This window comes from Pseudomonas reactans, from assembly GCF_013385825.1.
GTDB lineage: Bacteria > Pseudomonadota > Gammaproteobacteria > Pseudomonadales > Pseudomonadaceae > Aquipseudomonas > Aquipseudomonas reactans.
In genome coordinates this window covers 28,103-46,444 of sequence record NZ_JACAPG010000005.1, presented here as the reverse complement: position 1 = coordinate 46,444, position 18,342 = coordinate 28,103, and the positions used below count along the sequence as shown (strand labels likewise).

Genomic DNA, 18,342 nt, shown 5'->3' with positions numbered 1-18,342 from the left:
AGGCCTCATCGCCGGCAAGCCGGCTCCTACAGGGGGGTGTTGATGCGTTTGCCAGGCTTGGTGCCAATCAGCTTCGCCTGTCCATCCCGTTGCTTCCCGGTACGCGCCTCGCTGATCAACCCCGGTATCAACTTGCCCTCTGGCAGATTCTTCCAGAACCGGCTGGGCAGATGCCCTTCCATCACCTTGGGGTTCAAGCGCGCCGGATTGAAGATGTGGCTGTAGTAGGTCAGCCACATCGCACTGTGGGGGTCTTCGACATTCTGCGCCAATTGCCGCCACGCCTCGGGGCACTCGCGCTGATGAATCAACTGCTCACCGTCGTAATACACCCCGTCCAACGGCGTGGCGATCATCCAGCGATGGCGCCCCATGCGCCCGATGAAATGCTGGCTGGCCGATTTCAGGATGTCGTGGGCAGGCTCATGCCAGGCGACGTACTCGGGCAATTCCGGCCCCGCCTCGACGGGTAACGCGATAAACCGCACAAACGCATGCAGATGGTGTGCCTCACGGCTGACCTGCTTGATCCGCCGCTGCAACTCACTGCCCAGCTTGTCCCCCGCCAGCATTGCCGTGCGGTCACCATGACTGACGCGCCACAACACTTCATACAACAAGCTCCAGCGCTGTTCGCCGTGGTAACAGGCGGCCGACTCCAGCAACTCCAACAGGGCCTTGGGCACTCGCGTCTGGTAAGGCCCCGAGCCTTCCGGAATCGCTACGTCGGTGGCAAACAGGTCGGCCACCTCGGCCTCGCCCCAGCTAACCTGGCTGGGGTCGACCTGATGGCTCAGCAGCCAGCGCGCCTGCTCGCGCCAGGTGCTGAACAGGTTGTTGCATTCCAGGCTGATCATCCCCACAACCCCATTTGCTGCGGCTGCGGACGGTCACGCAGTTGTTCGCGCAGCAACACGCTGGTGCTGTCGGCCTGTTGCGGGTGGTAGTCACTGGTGATGAAAAACGGCTTGGCCTTGGCCAGCACGCAGCGCATGCGCGCCAGGTCTTCGAAGCGAATCTTGCGCTCGCGGCGCAGGTCCACCAGGCGCTGGGTGGTGCGCAGGCCGATGCCTGGGATACGCGCGATCAAGGTCGGTTCGGCCCGGTTCAGGTCCAGGGGGAACACCTCACGGTTTTCCAGGGCCCAGGCCAACTTGGGGTCGATATCCAGCGCCAGGTGGCCGGGACCTTTGAACAGTTCATTGGCGTTGAAACCGTAGCTGCGCAGCAGGAAATCAGCCTGGTACAAGCGATGTTCACGCATTAACGGAGGCGCGGCCAGGGGCACGCTTTTCGGGCTGTTGGGGATGGGGCTGAATGCCGAGTAATACACGCGGCGCAGCTTGAAGTTGCCGTACAACGCCTCGGCACCGTGGAGGATGGTGCTGTCATCGGTGTCATCCGCGCCGACGATCAGTTGCGTGCTCTGCCCGGCCGGGGCAAAACGCGGCGCGCGCGGTTCGTTACGGACCGTCTGCTCGCCGGTATAGATGGTCTGCATGGCCTGCTTGATCGACACGATCTTTTTTTCCGGCGCCAGGGTCTGCAGGCTGGCCTCGGTGGGCAGTTCGATGTTCACGCTCAGGCGATCGGCATACTTTCCGGCTTCGGCGATCAGCGCCGGGTCGGCATCGGGAATGGTCTTGAGGTGGATATAGCCGCGAAAGTCATGTTCTTCACGCAGCAGTTTGGCGACCCGCACCAACTGCTCCATGGTGTAGTCGGACGAACGGATGATGCCGGAACTGAGAAACAGCCCGCTGACGCAATTGCGCCGGTAGAAATCCAGGGTCAGGGTGACCACCTCCTCCGGGCTGAAACGCGCACGGGGCACGTCGCTGGAGCGGCGGTTGACGCAGTATTGGCAGTCGTAGAGACAGAAGTTGGTGAGCAACACCTTGAGCAATGACACGCAGCGCCCGTCAGGGGTGTAGCTGTGGCAGATGCCCATGCCATCGGTAGACCCCAGCCCCGCCTTGCCTTCGGAGCTGCGCTTGGGTGCGCCACTGCTGGCGCAGGACGCATCGTACTTGGCGGCGTCGGCGAGAATGCTGAGTTTTTCGATCAACTGCATGGAGGGTTACCGATACTGGTTTTTTGTACAGTACCAATAGCCACTCCTTGCCACAAGTGCCGTCTGTAGGAGCGAGCTTGCTCGCGAAGATCGTCAACGATAACGCAGCCATTCAGAATGAACGCGTCGTCTGGACGTTTTTCGCGAGCAAGCTCGCTGCTGCAGAGGGGGTGAGTATTAGCTGGCAGTTGCCAGGAGCAGGTCCTGCACCGAACGCCCCTTGCCGCGCCCACGGTCCAGCGCATACAACGACGCGGCAATCTCATCCGCGCGAATCGGCAGCACCGACAGCAAGGTATCGCTCAAGCCGTGACTGGCCTGACTGAAGCCTTGGATGTAGATGCCCGCGTTGCAACGCTCGTCAGTGACGATGCGGTAGTCGCGCGCGACTTCGAAGTCACCCAGGTAGTCTTCCAGCGGCGCGAGCAAGGCGCGGTGTGTCTGGCGCTCATAGCCAGTGGCCAGGATTACCGCGTCGTAGTGGTTGATGCTGGTGTCGCCGTTGGCGTTGTTGCGCAGCACCAATTCAATGCCCAGCGGGCCTGGGGTGGCTTTCTCGACCACGGTCATGGTGCGGAACGCCTGGCGTGCTATGCCGGAGACTTTCTGGCGGTAGAAGATGCCGTAGATACGCTCGATCAGGTCCAGGTCCACCACCGAATAGTTGGTGTTCTGATACTCGGCGACCAAACGCTCACGCTCGGCGCCCTCTTGCTGGAACACCAGGTCGGTGAAGGCCGGCGAGAACACTTCGTTGACGAACGGGCTGTCATCCGCTGGCTTGAGCGCCGAACCGCGCAGGATCATGTCGACCTGCACCGACGGGAAGCTGTCGTTCAGGTCGATGAAGGCTTCCGCCGCGCTCTGGCCACCGCCGATGATGGCGATGCGCATGGCCTTGCCCTCGACACACGGCTGGCTGGCCATGCGCTCCAGGTACTGGGAATGATGGAACACCCGGCTGTCGCCCTTGAGCGCCTTGAACGCTTCAGGAATACGCGGCGTGCCGCCGGCGCTGACCACCACCGAACGGGTGGTGCGCACATGTTGCTCACCCAGCGCATCGCGGGAAATCACGCGCAGCGCTTCAACCTGCTGCTGGTGCAGGATCGGCTCGATGGCCAGCACTTCCTCGCCATAGCGCGCCTGGGCCTGGAACTGCCCGGCGACCCAGCGCAGGTAGTCGTTGTACTCCATGCGGCACGGGTAGAAGGTGCCCAGGTTGATGAAGTCCACCAGGCGGTCGTGGGCTTTCAGGTAGTTGACGAAGGAATACGGGCTGGTGGGATTGCGCAGGGTCACCAGGTCCTTGAGGAACGAGATCTGCAGTTCGCTCTGGGTCACCAGGGTATTGCCGTGCCAGCGGTAGTCAGCCTGTTTGTCGAGAAACAGCACGTCCAGTTTGCCCTGGGCCTTTTCGCGCTCCTGCAGGGCGATGGCCAGCGCCAGGTTCGAAGGGCCGAAACCGATACCGATCAGGTCGTGAACCGCGGGCGAAGCAATTGCCTGTGTCATTCCAGTGTCCTCTGGATAAGCCCCTTGGCGGTGGGGCGGGAATACCTTCAAGACCTGAACAACAGGCCGTGTGTTGATAGGAAACGAGGACAGTGAAATAAAATTTAACTGATCATTGATCAGTGCGCTTCCCACTCGCGCATCCGCACCCGGCAGTGCTTCATGGCGTTGACGATGTGTTTCTCCACCAAGGCGCGGGAAATACACAGGCGTTCAGCGATCTGCAGATGGGTCAGGCCTTCGAGCTTGCGCAACAGGAAGCTGTCGCGACAGGCCGCCGGCAGCTCGGCCAGGGCGCGTTCGAGCAGTTCCAGGCGTTGGCCGTGGTCGTGGTTGGTGTGTGGCGAACTGCTGGCAAAGCGTTCTTCGGCATCCAGCACGTCCAGGGGTTCGACTTGGCGCAAGGCATTGCGCCGATGGCCGTCGATCACCAGGTTGAGCGCGGTACGGTATAAAAAGGCACGGGGTTGTTCGATGGGCGTGTCGCTGGAACGCTCCAGCACCCGGACATAAGCGTCATGCACCACATCCTCGGCCACCTGACGGTTGCCCAGCTTGGCGTTGAGGAAACACACCAGCTCGCGATAGTAGTTTTCCAACATGACTCCCGACCGCCGGGTGGCGGCATTAGGTCCCTGGGTGCAAATAAAGACAGCCTTCAGATGATGGCAGTTTGAGTGCCTGCAATTTATAGTAATTCTCATCTACTTTTAAAGCAGACTTGCATCAACGGATGATATTTTTTCTTCAAGGGAGCTGTAACTGCTTATGTAACCGCCTAAATCCCCGCGCAATTCTCTCGTTTACTTGTCAGCTCCCCGCAACTGCGGTCCGAACTTTCCTGGCTGGAACCAAAGCATGAAACGCCCTCGACCTGCCCGACGCGCCTTGCTTGTTATCGCGTGCCTGATCCCCATTTTCGCCATCGCGGCCTGGCAAGTGCTGCCGCCGGGGCGTGACACCCTCACCACCGTCACCGTTACCCGCGGCAGTATCGAAAACAGCGTGACCGCCCTCGGCACCCTGCAGCCGCGCCGGTATGTGGACGTAGGCGCCCAGGCCTCCGGACAAATCCGCAAGATCCACGTCGAGGCTGGCGACCAGGTCCACGAAGGTCAGTTGCTGGTGGAGATCGACCCGTCCACGCAAAAAGCCAAGCTGGACGCCAGCCGCTACGCCATCGAAAACCTCAAGGCCCAGTTGCAGGAACAAAAGGCCCAGCACGAACTGGCTCGCCAAAAGTACCAGCGCCAGCAACGCCTGGCCGCCGGCAACGCCACCCGTGAAGAAGACGTTCAAACCGCCAAGGCCGAGCTGAGCGCCACCCAGGCCCGGGTCGACATGTTCCAGGCGCAAATCCAGCAAGCCCAGGCCAGCCTGCGCAGTGACGAAGCTGAATTGGGCTACACGCGCATCTACGCGCCGATGACCGGCACCGTGGTCGCGGTGGACGCGCGGGTCGGCCAGACCCTCAACGCCCAGCAGCAGACGCCGCTGATCCTGCGCATCGCCAAATTGTCACCGATGACGGTGTGGGCTGAGGTCTCGGAAGCCGATATCGGCCACGTCAAACCGGGCATGACCGCCTATTTCACTACGTTGAGCGGCGGTAACCGGCGCTGGACCAGCACCGTGCGCCAAATCCTGCCGATCCCGCCCAAGCCATTGAATGAAACCCAGGGCAGCGGCAGCCCCAACAGCACCAGCAAAAGCGGCAGCGGCCGCGTGGTGCTGTACACCGTGCTGTTGGATGTGGACAACAGCGACAACGCGTTGATGGCCGAAATGACCACCCAGGTATTCTTCGTCGCCAGCCAGGTCAAGGACGCCCTCACCGCGCCGGTCGCCGCGTTATCGGGCACGGCGAACCCCAACGAGCAGATCGCCCAGGTCGTGGGCAAGAATGGCCGAATCGAGCAGCGCCAGGTGCGGGTGGGCATCAGCGACCGCCTGCGCGTTCAGGTGCTGGACGGTTTGAGCGAAGGCGATCACCTGCTGATCGGCCCGGCCGACGGCAACGGGGGTTGAGTTGACCACGCCCCTGATCGAACTCAAGCACATCCGCAAATCCTACGGCGGCGGCGACAGCCCGCAGGTCGACGTGTTGCGCGGCATCGACCTGTCGATCCATGCCGGGGAATTTGTCGCCATCGTCGGTGCCTCGGGCTCCGGCAAATCCACGTTGATGAATATCCTCGGCTGCCTCGACCGTCCAAGCACAGGCGACTACCTGTTCGCCGGGGAAAACGTCGCCCACCTGGACAGCGACGAACTCGCCTGGCTGCGCCGCGAAGCCTTTGGCTTCGTGTTCCAGGGCTACCACCTGATCCCGTCGGGCTCGGCCCAGGAAAACGTCGAGATGCCGGCGATCTACGCCGGTATCAGCGCCGCCGAGCGCCATGCCCGCGCCAACGCTCTGCTCACGCGCCTGGGCCTGGCCGAGCGCACCGGCAATCGCCCGCACCAGCTTTCCGGCGGCCAGCAACAGCGGGTGTCCATTGCCCGTGCGTTGATGAACGGCGGGCATATCATCCTCGCCGACGAACCCACCGGCGCCCTCGACAGCCACAGCGGCGCCGAGGTCATGACCCTGCTCGATGAACTCGCCAGCCAGGGCCACGTGGTGATCCTGATTACCCACGACCGCGAAGTGGCGGCGCGGGCCAATCGCATCATCGAGATTCGCGATGGCTTGATCATCAGCGATTCGGCCGACGGCAACGACGTTGCACCAGCACTAGCGAACGGCGCCCTGCAAGCCGTGGACCTGCGCCAACGCCTGGCCGACGGTGCCGAACACAATGGCGCGTGGAAAGCCGAACTGGTGGACGCGGTGCAAGCCGCCTGGCGGGTGATGTGGATCAACCGTTTCCGCACCGCGCTGACCCTGCTAGGGATCATCATCGGCGTGGCGTCGGTGGTGGTGATGCTGGCGGTGGGCGAAGGCAGCAAGCGCCAGGTCATGGCACAGATGGGCGCGTTCGGCTCCAACATCATTTACCTCAGTGGCTCGTCGCCGAACCCACGTACACCGCTGGGCATTGTCACCCTCAATGACGTCCACGCGCTGGCGGCCCTGCCCCAGGTGAAGCACATCATGCCGGTCAACGGCAGCGAAGTCGGGGTGCGTTACGGCAACGTGGACTACATGGCCTACGTGGGCGGCAATGACACCAATTTCCCGGAGATCTTCAATTGGCCGGTGGTCGAGGGCAGTTATTTCACGGCCGCCGACGAGCGTGCCGCCGCCACCGTGGCGGTGATCGGTCATCGCGTGCGCGAGAAGCTGTTCAAGGGCGAGGTCAACCCACTCGGCCAGTACATCCTGATTGAAAACGTACCGTTCCAAGTGATCGGCGTGCTGGCGGAAAAAGGCGCCGCGTCCGGCAATAAGGACAGTGACGACCGCGTCGCCATCCCATACACGGCCGCCAGCGTGCGCCTGTTCGGCAGCTACAACCCCGAGTATGTGGTGATCGCGGCGGCGGATGCGCGCAAGGTCCACGAAGCCGAGGTCGCCATCGACCAATTGATGCAAAAGCTGCACAACGGCAAGCGCGACTATGAGCTGACCAATAACGCGGCGATGATCCAGGCCGAGGCCCGCACGCAGAACACGCTGTCATTGATGCTCGGTTCGATTGCGGCCATTTCCCTGCTGGTGGGCGGGATCGGCGTGATGAATATCATGCTGATGACCGTACGCGAGCGTACCCGTGAAATCGGCATCCGCATGGCCACCGGCGCACGCCAGCGCGACATCCTGCGTCAGTTCCTCACGGAAGCGGTGATGCTCTCGGTGGTCGGCGGGCTGTGCGGCATCGCCCTGGCGCTGTTGGTCGGTGGCGTGCTGGTACTGGCCAAGGTGGCGGTGCAGTTCTCCCTTTTGGCGGTGTTTGGCGCCTTTGGTTGCGCACTCGTCACCGGTGTCGTATTCGGCTTCATGCCGGCCCGTAAAGCTGCCCGGCTCGATCCGGTTAAGGCGTTGACCAGTGAATAAACAGTCCTTCTACCTGCCTGCCTTGTGCGTGTTACTCAGCGCCTGCACCGGCAACCCGCCCGCGCTCGACAGCGGGATTGCAGCGCCTGCCGCCTGGCAATTTGCCGAACGCGATGCTGCCCAAGCCACCAACCAGCAATGGTGGACACAGTTTGGCAGCCCGCAACTCAACCGCCTGGTGGACCAGGCACGGCGTGACAGTTTCGACGTCGCCGCCGCCACCGCACGCGTGCGTCAGGCCCAAGCCAGCGCAGTGATCGCGGGTGCGCCGCTGTTGCCGGAAGTGAAGCTCAACCTCACCACCAGCCGTCAGAAATTGTTACGGGGCCCGGGTGGACCGGACCTTGACGCGTCACAAAGTAATGACGCCGTCGACAACTTTGGCGCCAACCTCACCGCCAGCTACGAAGTGGATTTCTGGGGCGGCCGCGCCGCCGCCCGCGACAGCGCCCTGCAGACGCTGCGCGCCAGCGAGTTTGACCAGGCCACCGTAGAGCTGACCTTGCTCAGCAGCGTGGCCGACCGCTACGCACAGACCCTTGCCGCGCAGCAGCGCCAGCAGATTGCAGAACTGAACCTGGCCAATGCGCGTAACGTGCTCGACCTGGTGCAGACCCGCTATGACGCCGGCTCCGCCACCGCCCTGGAACTGGCCCAGCAAAAAAGCCTGGTGGCCAGCCAGCAACGCCAACTGCCGCTGATCCAGCAGTTGACCGAAGAGTCGCGGATCACGCTGGCTGCCCTCCTCGGCCAACCAGTACAAGCCCTGGACCTTGGCAGCGAACCGTTTCAAGCCTTGATCTGGCCTGCCATCGGCGCTGGCATGCCCAGTCAATTGCTCAGCCGCCGTCCCGATATCGCCAAGGCCGAGGCGCAACTGGCGGCGGCGCAAGCCGACGTCACGGTGGCCCGCGCGGCCATGCTGCCCGCCATCACCCTCGGCGCGACCCTGGGTTCCGACGCCTACAAGGCCGTGGATATCCTGCGCAGCCCTTACTACACGCTGACCGCTGGGCTGGTGGCGCCGATCTTCAACAACGGCCGTTTAAGTGCTGAACGCGACAAGGCCCGCGCGCGCCAGGATGAGCTGTTGCAAACCTATCGCGGCGCAATCATCAACGGTTTTGCCGACGTGGAAAAATCCCTCAGCAGCATCACCCGTCTCGACCAGCAGCGCGAATGGCAAAGCGAAGAACTGCAACAGGCACAGACCGCCTTCCAGATTGCTGAAAGCCGCTACCAGGCAGGCGCCGAAGACCTGCTCACGGTACTGGAAACCCAGCGCACGCTGTACGCGGCCCAAGACCAGAACGTGCAATTGCGACTGTCGCGCCTGCAGGCCAGTATCGCCTTGTACAAAGCCCTGGGTGGCGGCTGGCAGACGCAGATCCGATAAACAAAACTCCGCTTTCGTACACCAACTGTCTTATTGCCTTACATTCTTCGAGCAAAGGTCCTTGGTAAAAAAACCGTACTCACACGGTTGCCCAGGACCTCTTGATGATTGTCGCAAAATACCTGACGTGCGCCTGCCTCTGGGTGACGGCAAGCGCTGCCCAAGAACTGATTCCCCCCACCGCCATTGACTGGCTGCTGGATTGCCCCTTCCCAACAGTTGAACGCCTGGACCCCGAAGTGCTGGAACGCACCCAATGCGGGGTCGTGAGCGTACCGCGCAATTATGCTGCGCCCCGGCAAGGCAACCTGCGCCTCTACCTGACCCGCGTCGGCGCCCGTGACCCGTTGAACCGCGAAGGCGTGGTGTTTGCCCTGCCCGGCGACGCGCCTAAACGCGATCGAGGCGGCACCTTTGTCATTCAGCTGAGCAGCCTCTGGGGCTCCTACTCCAACACGGCATATCGCACACTGGTCAACCGCTACGACGTGATCGAACTCAGCCCTCGCGATCTCGGCAACGACAATGGAATCGAACAGTCCGCTCAGGACCTGGAGTTTGTCCGCACCCAACTGGGCGACGCCCAACTGCTCTACTTGGGCAATGCCGATGCCGCCCGCCTGGGCAGCCGTTACGCCGCCCTGTTCCCCGAACGGGTGGCGCGCATGATACTGGTCAATGCGCAGCAGCTCGAATCGCCAGCGACCCACGTTGAACAACTGCGCCTGAAAGATACGGCCAAACAAGACACCAACAGTTGCATCAATCGCTGGGTGGGGGATTTTCTGGTGTTCGGCAAGCAGCCACCGAGGTCCACGCGTTGCCTGGATTCGGGCAACGGTGACTAGCCACCCGATTGCGACCTGTTGCCATCGAAAACGACACTCGCCGTTGACGCTGCAGCCCGATCGTTATTAAGTGCTATTTATCCGCATTAATACGATAAATCGAACCTATGCTAAGCCGCCCGCTACGACGCAAACGCCAGAAGCTGTCCGATGTGATTGTCGAGTCGGTCAAGCGCTCCATCGTCACCGACGCCTTGAAGCCCGGCGACCGCCTGCCCACCGAACGCGAGCTGATGGAAAGCTTCCAGTGTTCTAAAGGTTCGGCCCGCGAAGCGCTCAAGGCGCTGGAAGTGGAAGGCCTGGTGAGCACTCGCACCGGGCCCAGCGGAGGCGCCTACCTGAACCAGGCCGGTACCGAACCGGCCAGCCGCGCGTTGCGCAACTACCTGCACTTCCAGCACCTGGACGGCGAACAGGTGTACCAACTGCGTAAAGTCATCGAGGTGGAACTGGCGGTATCGGTGCTCGGGCGCTTGAGCGAAGACGACTACCAGGCCCTGCAAGACAACGTGGATTTTTGCAGCGCGCCCGAAGACAGCGAAGCCGGCCAGCGTGAACAGCGCCTGGCGGAACTGGAATTCCACAACCTGCTGGCCAAGGCCTGCCCCAACCCGTTGCTGAGTTTCATGGCGCAGTTCCTCAACGATCTACTGCGCGACCTGGTGGTGCTGAAAAAAGCCTACAAGCCCAAGCGCAAGCAGTTCGACGCCGCCAACCTGGACTATCACAAGCAGTTGCTGATCGCCTTTCGTGCCGGGGATGAAAGCGCGGTGCGCAGCTTGATGCATGAACACATGTGCGATGCCGAACACCACATGACCGCCCTTGAAGGCCAAGTCAGCCCGCACTTCCTATTGGAGTTCGACCACAACCACTGACACACCACGGTACCTACTGTGGACCCCCAATCAATGTAGGAGCTGGCTTGCCTGCGATGGCATCGACTCAGTTCAACTGACCCACCGAGTTGCCTGCATCGCCGGCAAGCCGGCTCCTACAGAGATAGCGTTTGCCCCAACCAATAACAGGCCTGCCCACAGGCTCTTGCTCCTCCGTATCGCCATTGCCACTCCTGCCAATAACTAAACCAGGGAGTCACCCCATGCAGCGTCGTACGTTGTTGAAAGCCAGTCTTACCGCAGCCGCCGCCCTCAGCCTCCCGCTGAGCATCCGGTCTGCATTCGCCGCCGAGCCCTTTACCTTTTACGGCCTCAAGTCCATGTCTGGCGCCTTTGCCAGCTATGGCAAGTTTGCCGACATGGGTTCACGCCTGGCGGTGGAACAGCACCCCGAGCTGCTCGGCCGCCCGCTGAACTACAAGGTGATCGACACCGAAGGCAACGCCGGTAAAGCCGTGCGCAAGGTGCAGGAAGCCATTCAGCAGGACGGCGCGCGGTTCTTCCAGGGCTGCACCCTGTCGTCGTCGGCACTGGCGGTGGCCAAGGAGGTGGACAAGGTCGGCGGTGTGTTCATGACCCCGGTGGGCGCCGATGAAGTCACCGGCAAGGACTGCAACAAGGCAACCTTCCGCTGGTCGGTGCCCACCTACGGCGCGATCCGCGAAACCATGGGGCCGCTGATCAAGCTGCTGCCGGACGCCAAGCGCTGGTACACCATCACCCCGCAATACGTGTTCGGCGAAGCGCTGCTCGAAGGTGCGAAGAATGTGCTCAAGGAAAACGGCCTGGAACACATCGGCAACAGCTACCACTCGTTGCAGGAGCAGGAATTTTCCGGTTACCTGACCAACGCCATCGCCGCCAAGCCCGATGTGCTGGTGCTGCTCAACTTCGGCAGCCAGTCGTCCAACACCCTGCGCCAGGCGGTGAACTTCGGGATCAAGGAACGCATGAAAGTGCTGCTGGTGTGGTCCGCCGGGCTCGACCAATTCCAGGAGCTGGGCAGCGATGTGCTGGAAGGCGTGTACCTCGGCGCGCAGTACTGGCACCAGGTCGACACCCCGCTCAACCGTGAACTGGTCAAGCTCACCCAGGCCAAATACGGCATCAACCCTACCTACCCGCTGGCCGCCGACTACATCAGCACCAAGGTCATGCTCGAAGCCATTATTTCTACCGGCAGCTTCGACGGGCCGACCGTGGCCAAGGCCCTGCAGGGCCTGAGCTACGAAGGGCCCACCGGCAAGGAGTCGATCCGCGCCGGCGACCACCAGGTGATCAAGGATTACTACCTGCTGATCGGCAAGGCCACCGCCGACATGGCCGACAAGGATGACCTGGCCAAAGTGCTCAGCGCCGGCCAGTCGTTCCCGCCGGTGGAAGCCACGGGCTGCACGCTCGGCTGATCCCCCTGAATTTGGTAGCGCAGGGCCGTGCAAGCGGCCTCCTGCAGAGGGTTCCTGCATGCTTAATCTTTACCTGTTCCAGATCCTCAACGGCCTCGGATTGGGAATGATCTACTTCCTGATCGCGGTCGGGCTGACGATCATTTTCGGCCTGCTCAACTTCGTCAACTTCGCCCACGGCGCGTTTTTCCTGCTGGGTGCCTACATCTGCTACACCGCCGTGAGCCTCACCGGCAACTTCTGGCTGGCGCTGCTGATTGCGCCGCTGGTGGTGGCCGCATTGGCCTGGGCCATCGAGCGGTTGTTGATCCAGCGGATCTATCACTTGCCACACATGTTCCAGATTCTGGTGACCCTGGGGATCGCGCTGATCATCCAGGAGGCCAGCGTGATGATCTGGGGCCCGGTGGGCAAAAGCGTCGCCGTGCCGGAACTGCTGCGCGGCGTGCTGGTGGTAGGCGACTTCGTCTACCCCTACTACCGCCTGTTTCTCATCGTGTTTTCCGGGCTGGTCGGCCTGGGCCTGTGGCTGCTGCTGGAACGCACGCGCTTCGGCGCCCTGGTGCGGGCCGGCAGTGAAAGCACCGAGACCGTATCGCTGCTGGGCACCAATATTTTCCGCCTGTTCTCCATGACCTTCGCCCTCGGCGTGGCCCTGGCCGGCGTCGCGGGCGTGCTGTTCGCCCCGTTGCGCGGCGCGCAGCCCTTTGTCGGCCCGGAGATTCTCGGGGTGGCCTTCGTGGTGGTGGTGATCGGCGGCATGGGCTCGTTCAGCGGTGCGCTGGTCGGCGGTTTGCTGGTGGGCGTGGTGCAAAGCCTGATGACCACACTCTGGCCCCAGGGCGCGAGCCTGATGATCTACGGCGCCATGGCCGTGGTGATTCTGGTCCGTCCCTACGGCCTGTTTGGGAGAGCCTGACATGAGCGAGAAAAATCCCCTGCCGTTTGCCAAGACGCAATCGCGCGCGATGTTGGTGTGGGTGTTGGCGGTGCTGATCGGCCTACCGTTGATATTGCCCTCGGCAACCCTGGCCACCGAGATCCTGATCTTTGCGATGGCGGCCCTGGCCTGCAACCTGCTGCTGGGCTACACCGGCCTACTGTCGTTCGGCCAAGGCATCTTCTTCGGGGCCGGCGCATATTGCGCGGCGTTGCTGATGATCCACCTGCAACTGGGCCTGTTCACGGCGTTGCTCGGCGCCGCCGTGGCCGGTGGCTTCCTGGCGTTGCTGGTGGGTGCCCTGGCGATCCGTCGCACCGGCATCTACTTCGTGATGCTGACCCTGGCGTTCAGCCAGATGGCCTACTTTGTCGCCTACACCCTCAGCGACTGGACCGGTGGCGACAACGGCCTGCTCAGCGTGCCGCGCCCGGAGATCCGCGTGGGTGAAACCGTGCTGCTGTCACTGGCCGACGCCCGTGCCTTCTACGGTTTTGTCGCAGTGCTGTTCCTGCTGATCTTCATCGGCGCCCGCCGGGTGATCGCGTCACCGTTCGGTAGCACCTTGATGGCGATCCGCGAAAACGAAACCCGCGCCTCGGCCATCGGCTACGACACGCGGCACTTCAAGATCCTGGTCTTCGTGTTGTCCGGCGCAGTCACCGGGATTGCCGGCGCGCTGTACGCCATGCTGCTGCACTTTGTGCCGCTGTCGAATATCGACCTGGCGATGTCCGAGAACATCCTGATCATGACCATCGTCGGCGGCACCGGCTCGTTGTTCGGCTCGCTGCTCGGCGCCGGTTCCATCGTGCTGCTCGGGGACTTTCTCTCCGACCTGTGGCCACGCTGGCTGATGCTGCTGGGGGTGATCCTGATCCTGGTGGTGATCTTCATGCGCGGTGGTTTGTGGGGCGGCCTGGCGTCGCTGTTCGAAAAGGTACGCGGCCATCGCAACACGGCCGCTGTCGCCAAGGAGGAAGGGCTATGAGCATCCTGCTGGAAACCAAAGACCTGGAACTGGCCTACGGCGCGTTCCATGCGGTGAACGGCGTGAACCTCAAGGTCGAGGCCGGCACTATCCATACCATCATCGGGCCCAACGGCGCGGGCAAGACCAGCCTGTTCCACTGCCTCACCGGCGAACGCCAGGCCACCGCCGGGGCGATTCATTTCGACGGCAAAAACCTGATGCGCAAGCCCGCCCACGGCCGCGTTGGCCTGGGCATGGCGCGCTCGTTCCAGCTCACCAGCCTGTTCCAGAACCTCAGCGTGCGCGAAAACCTGCGCCTGGCCGCCCAGGGCCGCGACGGTGCACGCGCGTTGAATTTCTGGCGCCGCGTCGACAGCAAGCGCGAACACCTGGAAATGGCCGACCAGGTACTGGAGCGCCTGCAACTCACCGCCCGCGCCGACACCCTGGCCGGCGAGTTGTCCCACGGCCAGCAGCGGGTGCTGGAGGTGGGCATGTCGATCTGCTCCAAGCCCAAACTGCTGATGCTCGATGAGCCCACCTCGGGCATGGGCATCGATGACATCCCGATCATGACCCAGTTGATCAGCGACCTCGGCCGCGACCACACGGTGCTGCTGATCGAACACAACATGAGCATCGTCATGTCCATCAGCCAACGCATCACGGTGATGAGCCACGGGCAGATCCTGGTGGAAGGCACGCCGGAATTCGTGCGCGCCGATGAACGCGTGCGCACCGCTTACCTTGGGGAGGCTGCCTGATGCTGATCGTTGAGAATATCCATTCCTACTACGACAAGAGCCACGTGCTGGAAGGCGTGTCGCTGACCGTCAACCCTGGCGAATTGGTGACGCTGCTGGGGCGCAATGGCGCTGGCAAGACCACCACCTTGCGCAGCATCCTCGGCATCATCTGCCCGCGCCAGGGCCAGATCCATTTCAACGGCCAGGCATTGGTGGGCCAGAAGATCTTCGAAATTGCCCGCCAGGGCCTGGCATTGGTGCCGGAAAATCGCGGGATTTTCCGCCTGCTCACCGTCGAAGAAAACCTGCGCATCGCCGCACGCAAGACCAGCCGCTGGCAGCTCGAAGACGTGTACGGCATGTTCCCGCGCCTCAAGGAACGCCGCAAAAACGCTGGCCACGCGTTGTCCGGTGGCGAGCAACAGATGCTCGCCATCGCCCGCGCCCTGCTCAACGATCCCAAGCTACTGATCCTCGATGAACCCACCGAAGGCCTGGCCCCGGTGATCGTCGACGAGTTGGTGAAGATCCTGCGCAAGGTCAAGGACGACGGCCTGCCGGTGCTGCTGGTGGAACAGAACCTGATGGTCTGCGACAAGCTCGCCGACCGCCATTACGTGCTTGAACAGGGCCGCGTGGTCTACGAAGGCAGCGCCGAAGCCTTCCGCGCCGACCCGACCATCAAAAACCGTTACCTGGCCCTGAGTGCCTGACCGGAGACTGCTGATGAATAGTTTTGCGCAACCGCTCAAGAGCAACGCCCCGCTGATCAACCGCGACCGCCTGTGGCAATCCTTGATGGACCTGGCCCAGCTCGGCGCCACCGTCAAAGGTGGCGTGTGCCGCCTGGCGCTGACCGACCTGGACCGCCAGGCCCGCGACCTGTTTGTGCAATGGTGCGAGGCCGCCGGGTGCAGCGTCACGGTCGACGCTATCGGCAATATCTTTGCGCGCCGCGCCGGGCGCAATCCGGCCCTGCCCCCGGTGATGACCGGCAGCCATATCGACACCCAACCCACGGGCGGCAAGTTCGACGGGTGCTACGGGGTAATGGCGGGACTGGAAGTCATCCGCACCCTGAATGATTTGAAGATTGAAACCGAAGCGCCGATCGAAGTGGTGGTGTGGACCAACGAAGAAGGCTCGCGTTTTCCGCCGTGCATGATGGGTTCCGGGGTGTTTGCCGGTAAGTTCGATTTGCAGGACACCCTCGACAAGCTCGATGACCAGGGCCTGTCAGTCGGCGCCGAATTGCAGCGCATTGGATACGCCGGCTCCCGCGCCGTGCTCGGCCATCCAGTGGGTGCGTATTTCGAGGCACACATCGAGCAAGGTCCAGTGCTGGAAGACAGGGCTACCACCATCGGCGTGGTCATGGGTTGCCTGGGCCAGAAGTGGTTCGACCTGACCTTCACCGGCGTCGAAGCCCACGCCGGCCCGACGCCGATGCACCTGCGCAAGGACGCCCTGGTCGGCGCTGCCGAGGTGGTCAGCGCGGTCAACCGCATCGCCCATCAACAGCAACCCCACGCCTGCGGCACCGTCGGCTGCCTGAGCCTGCACCCCGGTTCGCGCAACGTGATTCCCGGCCAGGTACACATGACCCTCGACCTGCGTCATCTGCACGCGGACAAGCTGCAAGCCATGGTTGATGAAGTGCGCAGCGTGATCGAGGCCACGGCCGCCAGGCACGGGTTGGCGTATGAACTGACCCCGACCGCCGACTTCCCTCCGCTGGACTTCGCCCCGGCCTGCGTGAACGCCGTACGTGAGGGCGCCAAAGCCTTGGGCTTGAGCCATATGGACATCGTCAGCGGTGCCGGCCACGACGCGATTTTCGTCGCCGAACTGGGCCCGGCCGGGATGATATTTGTACCGTGCGAAGGCGGCATCAGCCATAACGAAATCGAAAACGCCGCGCCGGATGACCTGGCGGCGGGCTGCGCGGTATTGCTGCGCGCCATGGTCAATGCGGCGCAGGGGGAAATCGCATGAGTGAGATCGGCCAACTGACGGCGGTGCAACTGCTGCAGCATTTTCGCGACAAGACCTTGTCGCCGGTGGAAGTCACCGAGGATGCCCTGCTGCGTATCGAACGCTTCAATCCGGTGGTGAATGCCTATTGCCACGTGGACCCGCAAGGCGCGCTGAACGCCGCGCGCGCCTCGGAACAACGCTGGCTCAACGGCCAGCCCTGCGGCCCGTTGGACGGCGTACCCTCTTCGATCAAGGACCTGACGCTGACCATCGGCATGCCGACCCGCAAGGGCTCGCGCACTTCATCCGCAGAGGGGCCGTGGGACATCGACGCGCCCTTCCCAGCCTTCATGCGCAAGGCCGGCGCGGTGCTGCTGGGCAAAACCACCACCCCGGAATTCGGCTGGAAAGGCGTCACCGACAACCCGTTGTATGGCATCACCCGCAACCCCTGGGATACCCGCACCACGGCAGGCGGTTCATCCGGCGGCGCGGGGGCAGCGGCAGCGCTGAACCTGGGGGTGCTGCACCAAGGCAGCGATGCGGGCGGTTCGATCCGGATCCCCTGTGCCTTTACCGGCACTTTCGGGATCAAGCCGACCTTCGGTTATGTGCCGCAATGGCCGGCCAGCTCCATGACGATCCTCTCGCACCTGGGGCCGATGACCCGTACGGTGGAAGACAGCGTCTTGATGCTGCAAACCATCGCCCAGCCGGACGCACGGGATGGCTTGATCGGTGCGCCACGCACCACACCATGGCTGACGCCGGGTACGGATTTGAAAGGGTTGCGCGTGGCCTACAGTCCGAACTTCGGTTACGTGAAGGTCGACCCACAAGTGGCCAAGGTGATCGCGGACGCGGTGCGAGGCCTGGAACAACTGGGCGCCCATGTCGAGCAGATCGACCCCGGTTTCAGTGACCCACTGGAAGTCTTCAGCACCTTGTGGGCAGCCGGCGCGGCACGCCTGACCGGCGCCATGAGCGAGACACAAAAACAACTGCTGGACCCCGGCCTGCTGCGCATCGCCCAACGCGGCGAGCGTTTGAGCCTGGACGACTTCAGCGCGGCCCTTGAGGCACGCGCAGCCCTGGTAGCACGCATGGCGGCGTTCCATGAGCATTACGATGTGCTGGTTTCGCCGATGATGCCGATCACGGCATTCGAGGCCGGACACGACGTACCACCCGGCTCCGGCTTGCAGGAATGGACACAGTGGACGCCATTTACCTACCCTTTCAACCTGACGCAGCAACCGGCGGCATCGGTGCCGTGCGAGTTGGCGGCAAATGGCTTACCCGTAGGCTTGCATGTAGTAGGCGCGCGATTTGCCGACGAGCAGGTGTTGCGAGTGTGCCACGCCTACGCGAAGGCCTTCCCGAGCAAGCATCTCCTAGCCCCACAAACCCCAACCTGAAATGCCCACCTGTAGGAGCCGGCTGCCGGCGATGGAGCCGTGTCAGACACCTCACCCGTCACCGACACACCGCAATCGCCGGCAAGCCGGCTCCTACAAGACCGCGTATCCACGATGCGAAGCGAGTCGCTTTTGATCTTGATCTTAGGC

At 62.7% G+C, this 18,342-nt stretch carries 16 protein-coding genes; 12 read left to right on the top strand and 4 right to left on the bottom strand.

All coding sequences use genetic code 11. From position 1 onward, the window contains the following. Positions 1–26: 26 nt before the first annotated feature. The 4 genes from HX868_RS04940 to HX868_RS04925 form a co-directional block, all read right to left on the bottom strand. Entirely contained in the window at positions 27–857 is an 831-nt protein-coding gene (locus tag HX868_RS04940) for a TIGR03915 family putative DNA repair protein (protein WP_177002113.1), read from the bottom strand. After that, positions 854–2,074, bottom strand: a complete 1,221-nt coding sequence (locus HX868_RS04935) for a putative DNA modification/repair radical SAM protein (protein WP_016974873.1) — start codon at positions 2,072–2,074, stop codon at positions 854–856. The genes HX868_RS04940 and HX868_RS04935 overlap by 4 nt, the downstream gene beginning before the upstream one ends. A gap of 177 nt (positions 2,075–2,251) precedes the next feature. Further along, a complete protein-coding gene (locus HX868_RS04930; RefSeq protein ID WP_016974872.1) occupies positions 2,252–3,589 on the bottom strand; it encodes a lysine N(6)-hydroxylase/L-ornithine N(5)-oxygenase family protein in 1,338 nt (445 codons plus the stop codon). Positions 3,590–3,708: 119 nt separating this feature from the next. After that, complete coding sequence (locus HX868_RS04925; RefSeq protein WP_016974871.1) at positions 3,709–4,191, bottom strand: sigma-70 family RNA polymerase sigma factor; 483 nt, start codon at positions 4,189–4,191, stop codon at positions 3,709–3,711. A 256-nt stretch (positions 4,192–4,447) separates the two neighbouring features. Between HX868_RS04925 and HX868_RS04920 the strand changes: the two genes are divergently transcribed. The 12 genes from HX868_RS04920 (at position 4,448) to HX868_RS04865 (ending at position 18,192) form a co-directional block, all read left to right on the top strand. Further along, on the top strand, positions 4,448–5,617 hold the full coding sequence (locus tag HX868_RS04920; protein ID WP_177002112.1) for an efflux RND transporter periplasmic adaptor subunit: 1,170 nt from the start codon (positions 4,448–4,450) through the stop codon (positions 5,615–5,617). A gap of 1 nt (position 5,618) precedes the next feature. Continuing rightward, positions 5,619–7,589 carry a MacB family efflux pump subunit gene (locus HX868_RS04915; protein ID WP_016974870.1) on the top strand — a complete coding sequence of 657 codons (1,971 nt, stop codon included), beginning with the start codon at positions 5,619–5,621 and terminating at the stop codon, positions 7,587–7,589. Next, the gene (locus tag HX868_RS04910; RefSeq protein WP_177002111.1) at positions 7,582–8,985 is read left to right on the top strand and encodes an efflux transporter outer membrane subunit; all 1,404 of its coding nucleotides are present in this window, start codon (positions 7,582–7,584) and stop codon (positions 8,983–8,985) included. Before HX868_RS04915 ends, HX868_RS04910 begins: the two co-directional genes overlap by 8 nt. Positions 8,986–9,089: 104 nt before the next feature. Continuing rightward, a complete protein-coding gene (locus HX868_RS04905) occupies positions 9,090–9,833 on the top strand; it encodes an alpha/beta fold hydrolase (RefSeq protein WP_177002110.1) in 744 nt (247 codons plus the stop codon). Between the two features lie 107 nt (positions 9,834–9,940). Further along, positions 9,941–10,711, top strand: coding sequence for a FadR/GntR family transcriptional regulator (locus HX868_RS04900; RefSeq protein WP_177002109.1), 771 nt, complete (start codon positions 9,941–9,943; stop codon positions 10,709–10,711). 224 nt (positions 10,712–10,935) lie between these two features. Further along, on the top strand, positions 10,936–12,138 hold the full coding sequence (locus HX868_RS04895; protein ID WP_177002108.1) for an ABC transporter substrate-binding protein: 1,203 nt from the start codon (positions 10,936–10,938) through the stop codon (positions 12,136–12,138). Positions 12,139–12,196: 58 nt separating this feature from the next. Then, entirely contained in the window at positions 12,197–13,057 is an 861-nt protein-coding gene (locus HX868_RS04890) for a branched-chain amino acid ABC transporter permease (protein ID WP_016974865.1), read from the top strand. Between the two features lies 1 nt (position 13,058). Beyond that, positions 13,059–14,069, top strand: coding sequence for a branched-chain amino acid ABC transporter permease (locus HX868_RS04885; RefSeq protein WP_177002107.1), 1,011 nt, complete (start codon positions 13,059–13,061; stop codon positions 14,067–14,069). Next, positions 14,066–14,815 (top strand): ABC transporter ATP-binding protein, encoded by a 750-nt coding sequence (locus HX868_RS04880; RefSeq protein WP_010209301.1) that lies wholly within the window; start codon positions 14,066–14,068, stop codon positions 14,813–14,815. The genes HX868_RS04885 and HX868_RS04880 overlap by 4 nt, the downstream gene beginning before the upstream one ends. Then, positions 14,815–15,510 (top strand): ABC transporter ATP-binding protein, encoded by a 696-nt coding sequence (locus tag HX868_RS04875; RefSeq protein ID WP_016974863.1) that lies wholly within the window; start codon positions 14,815–14,817, stop codon positions 15,508–15,510. Before HX868_RS04880 ends, HX868_RS04875 begins: the two co-directional genes overlap by 1 nt. Positions 15,511–15,523: 13 nt before the next feature. Then, on the top strand, positions 15,524–16,792 hold the full coding sequence (locus tag HX868_RS04870) for a Zn-dependent hydrolase (RefSeq protein ID WP_177002106.1): 1,269 nt from the start codon (positions 15,524–15,526) through the stop codon (positions 16,790–16,792). Further along, the gene (locus HX868_RS04865) at positions 16,789–18,192 is read left to right on the top strand and encodes an amidase (protein ID WP_177002105.1); all 1,404 of its coding nucleotides are present in this window, start codon (positions 16,789–16,791) and stop codon (positions 18,190–18,192) included. The genes HX868_RS04870 and HX868_RS04865 overlap by 4 nt, the downstream gene beginning before the upstream one ends. The last annotated feature ends 150 nt before the right edge of the window (positions 18,193–18,342 follow it).

Excerpts from the sequence above, each read along its gene's own strand:
- HX868_RS04895 (WP_177002108.1), top strand. The coding sequence starts at position 10,936 with ATGCAGCGTCGTACGTTGTTGAAAGCCAGTCTTACCGCAGCCGCCGCC.
- HX868_RS04870 (WP_177002106.1), top strand. The coding sequence starts at position 15,524 with ATGAATAGTTTTGCGCAACCGCTCAAGAGCAACGCCCCGCTGATCAAC.
- HX868_RS04930 (WP_016974872.1), bottom strand. The coding sequence starts at position 3,589 with ATGACACAGGCAATTGCTTCGCCCGCGGTTCACGACCTGATCGGTATC.
- HX868_RS04865 (WP_177002105.1), top strand. The coding sequence starts at position 16,789 with ATGAGTGAGATCGGCCAACTGACGGCGGTGCAACTGCTGCAGCATTTT.
- HX868_RS04890 (WP_016974865.1), top strand. The coding sequence starts at position 12,197 with ATGCTTAATCTTTACCTGTTCCAGATCCTCAACGGCCTCGGATTGGGA.
- HX868_RS04925 (WP_016974871.1), bottom strand. The coding sequence starts at position 4,191 with ATGTTGGAAAACTACTATCGCGAGCTGGTGTGTTTCCTCAACGCCAAG.
- HX868_RS04935 (WP_016974873.1), bottom strand. The coding sequence starts at position 2,074 with ATGCAGTTGATCGAAAAACTCAGCATTCTCGCCGACGCCGCCAAGTAC.
- HX868_RS04905 (WP_177002110.1), top strand. The coding sequence starts at position 9,090 with ATGATTGTCGCAAAATACCTGACGTGCGCCTGCCTCTGGGTGACGGCA.
- HX868_RS04885 (WP_177002107.1), top strand. The coding sequence starts at position 13,059 with ATGAGCGAGAAAAATCCCCTGCCGTTTGCCAAGACGCAATCGCGCGCG.
- HX868_RS04940 (WP_177002113.1), bottom strand. The coding sequence starts at position 857 with ATGATCAGCCTGGAATGCAACAACCTGTTCAGCACCTGGCGCGAGCAG.
- HX868_RS04880 (WP_010209301.1), top strand. The coding sequence starts at position 14,066 with ATGAGCATCCTGCTGGAAACCAAAGACCTGGAACTGGCCTACGGCGCG.
- HX868_RS04900 (WP_177002109.1), top strand. The coding sequence starts at position 9,941 with ATGCTAAGCCGCCCGCTACGACGCAAACGCCAGAAGCTGTCCGATGTG.
- HX868_RS04875 (WP_016974863.1), top strand. The coding sequence starts at position 14,815 with ATGCTGATCGTTGAGAATATCCATTCCTACTACGACAAGAGCCACGTG.
- HX868_RS04920 (WP_177002112.1), top strand. The coding sequence starts at position 4,448 with ATGAAACGCCCTCGACCTGCCCGACGCGCCTTGCTTGTTATCGCGTGC.